Here is a 6,282-nt window from a genome sequence, read left to right as displayed (position 1 = left end):
ATGCACAGATTGTTCCAGAATTTGTTATACCGAAAATCAATGCTGTGGCAGAATCGGAAAGATGATGCTCTTGTTGATAGTTTAGCACTTTTAGCTTAAATTCTCCGCTAAAATGGCGCGTTGGTTCTGTAAATTTTCCATTCAATTCGTACTGAGCTATCCATTGCTCAATAATGCTATGATGAATACTATACTTTCTTTGAAGTATAAAAGCCCCATAATGCTTTGTCTTATGCTCAAGTATTATTTGCATTTTTAATTCATATGAATATTTTGACATAAAAAATGCACCTCCTAAAGCGAACTTTATTTGTCCAACTTTAGGGGTGCACTTCAAACTCACCAGTTTAATAAACTCTCTAAAATCCGATTTTAATCAGCTTTATTTTACAGCAGCAGCTGCCCATTCCTTGCATTTTGCAATGTCAGCATCTTCGGGTGTAAGGTGAACCATAAGAGGCTCTGCGGCGCTTACTGCACCTACGCTCTTTACGCGGTCTTCCCAGTCGCGAAGCCACTGGCCGTCGCCCCAGTCGTATGAACCAAAAACTCCTACTTTTTTACCGCTGAGCGAAGCTTCAATTGCGCCAAAGAATTCTTCCATAGAGTCTTCAAGAACTTCATCACCCATAGCAGGGCTTCCCAAAAGAATTACATCGCTTGATGTAGCAGCGGCCTTGTCTGCGCTGTCTGCAGTTCCGAATACTACCTCAGCACCGGCTGCCTTTACTGCTTCGCAGATAGCATTTGCCATCGCCTCAGTGTTTCCTGTTGTACTTGCATAAATTACACTTACTTTCATTTTTACCTCACTTTTCTTGTGCCCCGGCAGGGGGCATTTTAAGCGGCTTTCACCGCCTTATTGTATTCGCAAATAATCTGGGGAATTGTATAGCCCTGATCAAACCATTCCTTGCACATGCAGCTGCATTTTTTGTAGCTGCACATACAATTTTTTGCATTTTCTACATCTGAATATGACTTCCAGTAACCGCAGTATTTGCAGTCCTTTCCGTTTTTAGCTTCAAATTCAATTACATCCTGAATAGGGTAGCCCAGAATTATTCCCACTTCATGCGGAAAATCATCCTTTGTCATTATTCGCTTCACAAGTTCCTTGATTACAGAACAAGTGTTCAGCGGTGTTTTGTATCCCTTGCCCAAAAGGTAAGAAGAAACAAATACGTCGCCAAGAAGATTTCTGAGCAGAAGAGGGTTATAAACCAGTATAAAGACAGTGTCTTCTGATGATTTTTCCGATGTAACTGAAAATCCGTTAACCCGAAATTTTTCCTTCCATAATAAAAGCTGGGTTTCAGAAAATTCTGAGCTTTTTACAAAGAAAAGATTTCCCGGTTTTATGCCGCACAAAGTCGGCGCGCTGTAATGAATCATCATCTGGTCAAAACTCATGTTGTCCTCTTTTTTGGGCGTTCCCCGTGTCGCTTCGCTCCGCGGGTCGCTACGTTTCGGGTTTCGCTTCGCTCCAGCCCCCTTCGGTGGCCAAGCCCTTCACATCGCTAACGCAGCTTCGAAGTAAGTAAAGCTAAAAAATTGCTGCATCGCAATTTTTTTTAACGCTTTGCTATTGAACACCGCCCGCACTGACCGGCGGGCTTACACACCATACACAGCCGCATCTCCTAATTCTTCTTCAATGCGAATAAGCTGGTTGTACTTAGCCATGCGGTCGGTACGGCTCATCGAACCTGTCTTAATCTGACCTGAGTTTGTTGCAACTGCAATGTCGGCAATTGTTGTATCTTCTGTTTCGCCCGAGCGGTGAGAAGTTACTGTTGTGTAGCCGTGGCGGTGTGCCATCTCAATTGCTTCAAGAGTTTCTGTGAGAGAGCCAATCTGATTTACTTTGATAAGGATTGAGTTACCAGCTCCCATTTTGATTCCTTTTTCAAGGAACTTAACGTTTGTTACAAAAAGGTCATCTCCGACAAGCTGGCAGCGGTCACCGATTCTGGCAGTAAGCTTTTTCCAGCCTTCCCAGTCATTTTCATCAAGGCCGTCTTCGATTGAATCAATCGGGTATTTTGTAATCAGTTCTTCAAGGTAGGCAATCTGTTCGTCGTCGCTGAGTTCCTTTCCGTTAGGATCTTTTGGAGTTCCGTTTGAAAGCTGCTTGTAGTTGTAGTAGAACTTTCCGTCGCGTTCAACGCTGAATTCTGAAGAAGCGCAGTCCATTGCGATTTTTACGTCGTCACCAGGTTTGTAGCCTGCATCTTTGATTGCCTGAACAATGCTGTCCAAAGCGTCGTTAATTCCGTCAAACTTTGGTGCAAATCCGCCTTCATCACCTACAGCTGTAGAAAGTCCGCGAGCCTTAAGCAACTTTGCAAGCGCGTGGAAAACTTCTGCACCCATACGGATTGCTTCTTTTTCTGATTTTGCACCAACCGGGCGAATCATAAATTCCTGGAAGGCAATTGGTGCGTCTGAATGTGCACCACCGTTGATAATGTTCATCATTGGCACTGGAAGAACGTGAGCATTTGCGCCACCAATGTAGCGGTAGAGTGGGATATTAAGGGCTTTTGCGGCTGCCTGAGCAGTTGCAAGAGAAACTCCCAAAATTGCGTTGGCGCCCAGTTTTGATTTTGTTGGAGTACCGTCCAAAGCCAGCATCTTCATATCAACTGCGCGCTGGTCAAATACGTTGTCACCTTTTAGAGCGGGCGCAATGATTTTATTTACGTTTTCAACGGCTTTAAGAACTCCCTTTCCGCCGTAACGTTTTTTATCTCCGTCGCGGAGTTCAAGAGCTTCGTTCTCACCGGTTGATGCTCCAGAAGGAACTGCCGCACGTCCCAGCACTCCGTTTTCCAAAATAACATCTACTTCAACAGTAGGATTTCCGCGTGAATCAATAATTTCACGGCCGATTACGTTTTCAATCGCAACTTTATTCAGCATATTAAAACCTCGTTTTTTTGATATGTTAGTAGGAACTAACTAGGGTATGTTAGTATAATCTAACAAAAGAGTCAATAAAAAAAAGGAAGAACATGCTTTAGCTCAAGCTGAAGTGCACGTCCTTCCTTTTTCCGTTTTTTTATTTATTTACTTTTTTATTTCAATGCCGCAAATCCGTTTTCCAAATCTGCGATGATGTCATCGATGTGCTCTGTACCGATTGAAAGGCGGATTGTGTTCTGTGCAATTCCCTGGTCAGCGAGTTCTTCATCATTAAGCTGCGAGTGAGTTGTGCTTGCCGGGTGAATTACAAGCGATTTTACATCGGCAACGTTTGCAAGAAGGCTGAAAATCTTGAGGTTATCAATGAATTTCCATGCTTCCTCGCGGCCGCCCTTGATGTTGAAGGTGAAAATGCTTGCGCCACCGTTAGGGAAGTATTTTTCGTAAAGCTTGTGATCCGGATGGTCTTTCAAAGAAGGGTGATTTACCTTTTCTACCAGTGGATGCTTGCTCAAGAACTCTACAACCTTCTTTGTGTTTTCTGCGTGACGGTCCAGGCGGAGAGAAAGTGTCTCAACTCCCTGCAAAAGAAGGAAGGCGTTGAACGGGCTGATTGTTGCGCCAGTATCGCGGAGCAAAATAGCGCGGATGTAAGTAACAAAGGCTGCTGGGCCTACTGCATCTGCAAAGCTTACGCCGTGGTAGCTTGGGTTAGGAGCTGCAATCTGAGGGTAGTTTCCGCTCTTTTTCCAGTCAAATTTACCGCTTTCTACTATAATACCGCCCAAAGTTGTTCCGTGACCGCCGATGAACTTTGTTGCAGAGTGAACTACGATATCTGCTCCGTGCTCAAATGGACGGATGAGGTAAGGAGTTCCGAATGTGTTGTCAACTACAACAGGAAGTCCGTGCTTGTGAGCGATTTCTGAAATTGCGTCGATATCAGGAATATCTGAGTTTGGATTTCCCAAAGTTTCAAGGTAGATTGCGCGAGTGTTGTCTTTGATTGCGCCTTCAAGTTCCTTGAGGTTATGTGCGTCAACGAAGGTTGTTGTAATTCCGTACTGTGGAAGTGTGTGGGCAAGAAGGTTGTAGCTTCCGCCGTAGATTGTCTTCTGAGCAACAATGTGGCCGCCGTTAGCTGCAAGAGCCTCGATTGTATAAGTGATGGCTGCGGCACCCGATGCAAGGGCAAGGGCTGCTGAACCGCCTTCAAGAGCAGCAAGGCGTTTTTCAAGAACGTCCTGTGTTGAGTTTGTAAGACGTCCGTAGATGTTTCCTGCATCTGCAAGTCCAAAGCGGTCTGCTGCGTGCTTTGAGTTGTGGAAAACATACGAAGTTGTCTGATAGATTGGAACTGCACGAGCGTCTGTTGCTGGATCTGCACTTTCCTGTCCTACGTGTAACTGTAAAGTTTCAAATTTGTAATTAGCCATAATGTTGCCCCCTGTAGTATTTGTTTTTTATTTTGCTACCTACTAGGTTAGTAGGATTTTCTTTATGGCTTAGTTATACAGGATATAACCTACTAGGTCAATAGGTATTAAGAATATTTTTTGAATTTTTTTCGATTTTTTTAAAATATTGTTTCAATAGGGGTGATGCCGAATGCTTTTGCGTATTCACGGGCTTTTCTGGCGTGTGCAATTACGTCTTTTGGATCATGGGCATCTGCATTGCAGATTACGCGTGCCTTTGATTCAGCAACCATCTGCCAGAATTCATCAATAGGGTAGGCATAGCGCAATCCATTTTCTGTCCGGCACATTGGTTTGTGCATGCCAAGGCCGTTTACTTCAAGAGGGATATTTAAATCTTTTGCGGCATCCAAAATTGCTTTCATGCATGCTGCAACTTCATTATCCCATTTTCTTTCGTGAGCCATGCATAAGTCAGGATGAGCAAGAAAGGCAAAAAGTCCGCTTTTCATTGCTTCAATAGTTTGATTTGTATAAATGATTAAATCTTCTGCTGATTTACTGTCAGGAATATAATCGTGAATATTACCCTTAGTAATCCAATGAGAGCCAAGTACAAGATAGTCAGCTCCAAATCGACCTTTCAAACCGTCCCGATACCAGTTTTCAAGACGCTTATCCCATTCACATTCAAAACCCAGATAAACAGGAAATGAAGAGTCGTTTTTCAGGTTACGAACCCATCCAACATAATCTGAAGCCTGTTCTACTGTCATTCTAATATTAGGCCAGTAATCTGGAGTAGAGTCAGGAAAAGGACAGTGATCTGAAAAGCCAAGAGCAGAACAACCGTCTTTTAAGGCCTGCTTATAATAATCTTCGGGTTTTCCAATGGCATGGTTGCATAAAAAAGTGTGAGTATGGAAGTTAGATATTGGAGTCATAATGATATTATACAAAAATCACTTGTGATGTTGTAGATATATTAAAGAGTTGAGATTAATAAAATCTGTGGTAAAATATTCATAACAAACTTACTGATTTGCAAGGAGTTTCATATGGATATTAAACTTGAAAATTATTGCATAGACGGTTCTAAGGAATTTAAAATTAAAAAAACACCTACTGATTCGAATGGACTTGAAGATAAAAAAGCAGAATTGGTAGAAAAAACTCATAAAAATTCGGAAAAAATTGCTGAACTTCAGAGCGCGCTTTATGCGGAACATAAAGAAGCGGTTTTAATTTGTTTTCAGGCTCTGGATGCCGGAGGAAAGGATTCTACTATTTCTCATGTTCTAACTGGTGTAAATCCACTTGGAATTGATGTTTTCAGTTATAAGGGCCCAAGTGCTGATGAAGCAAGTCATGATTTCTTGTGGCGTTATCATAAAAATCTTCCAATGAAGGGAAAGATTGCTGTTTTCAACCGCTCATATTATGAGGAAGTTCTTGTTGTAAAGGTTCACGAATTTTACAAGGGATATGATTTGCCTAGGCGTTTGAAAAAGGTTGATTACATTGACCAGAAATATTCTGATATAAAGGGATTTGAAAAATATCTGAATTCTAACTCTATTCGGGTTATAAAATTCTTCCTTAATCTTTCAAAGGATGAGCAGAAAAAACGCTTTTTAGACAGAATTAATCGTCCGGAAAAGAACTGGAAATTCAGCGAAAATGATATAAAAGAGCGTCAGTTCTTTGAAAAATATCAGGAAGCTTTTGAAGCTGCAATCAACAATACTTCGACAAAAGATTGTCCATGGTATGTCATCCCTGCTGATCAGAAATGGTTTGCCAGATATCTTGTTTCAGAAGTTATTCTCAGTGTAATGAAGGATATAGATCCTAAATTCCCGGAGATTACAAAAGAGCAGAAAGATAACCTTTCGAACTGTAAAAATATGCTCGAAAATGAGGGCAAATAAAATTT

Annotated in this window: 6 protein-coding genes and 1 pseudogene; 1 reads left to right on the top strand and 6 read right to left on the bottom strand. The window is 41.9% G+C overall.

Annotation, left to right across the window (positions count from 1 at the left end; genetic code table 11):
• From T530_RS0107750 to T530_RS0107725, 6 genes and pseudogenes are all read right to left on the bottom strand, one after another.
• Window positions 1-280, bottom strand: a pseudogene (locus T530_RS0107750) (transposase); the annotation flags it as partial.
• A gap of 102 nt (window positions 281-382) precedes the next feature.
• Window positions 383-802, bottom strand: coding sequence for a flavodoxin (locus T530_RS0107745; protein WP_027728517.1), 420 nt, complete (start codon window positions 800-802; stop codon window positions 383-385).
• 38 nt (window positions 803-840) lie between these two features.
• Complete coding sequence (locus T530_RS0107740; protein WP_027728516.1) at window positions 841-1,413, bottom strand: DUF3793 family protein; 573 nt, start codon at window positions 1,411-1,413, stop codon at window positions 841-843.
• Between the two features lie 204 nt (window positions 1,414-1,617).
• Window positions 1,618-2,925 carry a phosphopyruvate hydratase gene (gene eno / locus T530_RS0107735; protein WP_027728515.1) on the bottom strand — a complete coding sequence of 436 codons (1,308 nt, stop codon included), beginning with the start codon at window positions 2,923-2,925 and terminating at the stop codon, window positions 1,618-1,620.
• 155 nt (window positions 2,926-3,080) lie between these two features.
• Window positions 3,081-4,364, bottom strand: coding sequence for an O-acetylhomoserine aminocarboxypropyltransferase/cysteine synthase family protein (locus T530_RS0107730; protein ID WP_027728514.1), 1,284 nt, complete (start codon window positions 4,362-4,364; stop codon window positions 3,081-3,083).
• 140 nt (window positions 4,365-4,504) lie between these two features.
• Window positions 4,505-5,290 carry a histidinol-phosphatase gene (locus T530_RS0107725; protein ID WP_027728513.1) on the bottom strand — a complete coding sequence of 262 codons (786 nt, stop codon included), beginning with the start codon at window positions 5,288-5,290 and terminating at the stop codon, window positions 4,505-4,507.
• Window positions 5,291-5,404: 114 nt separating this feature from the next.
• On the opposite strand from T530_RS0107725, the gene T530_RS0107720 reads away from it, so the two are divergent.
• Window positions 5,405-6,277, top strand: coding sequence for a PPK2 family polyphosphate kinase (locus T530_RS0107720; protein WP_027728512.1), 873 nt, complete (start codon window positions 5,405-5,407; stop codon window positions 6,275-6,277).
• The last annotated feature ends 5 nt before the right edge of the window (window positions 6,278-6,282 follow it).

This window comes from Treponema sp. C6A8 (genome assembly GCF_000619925.1).
Classification (GTDB): Bacteria; Spirochaetota; Spirochaetia; order Treponematales; family Treponemataceae; genus Treponema_D.
The sequence above is the reverse complement of the archived record's forward strand: the minus strand, read 5'-3'. Positions and strand labels throughout refer to the sequence as shown.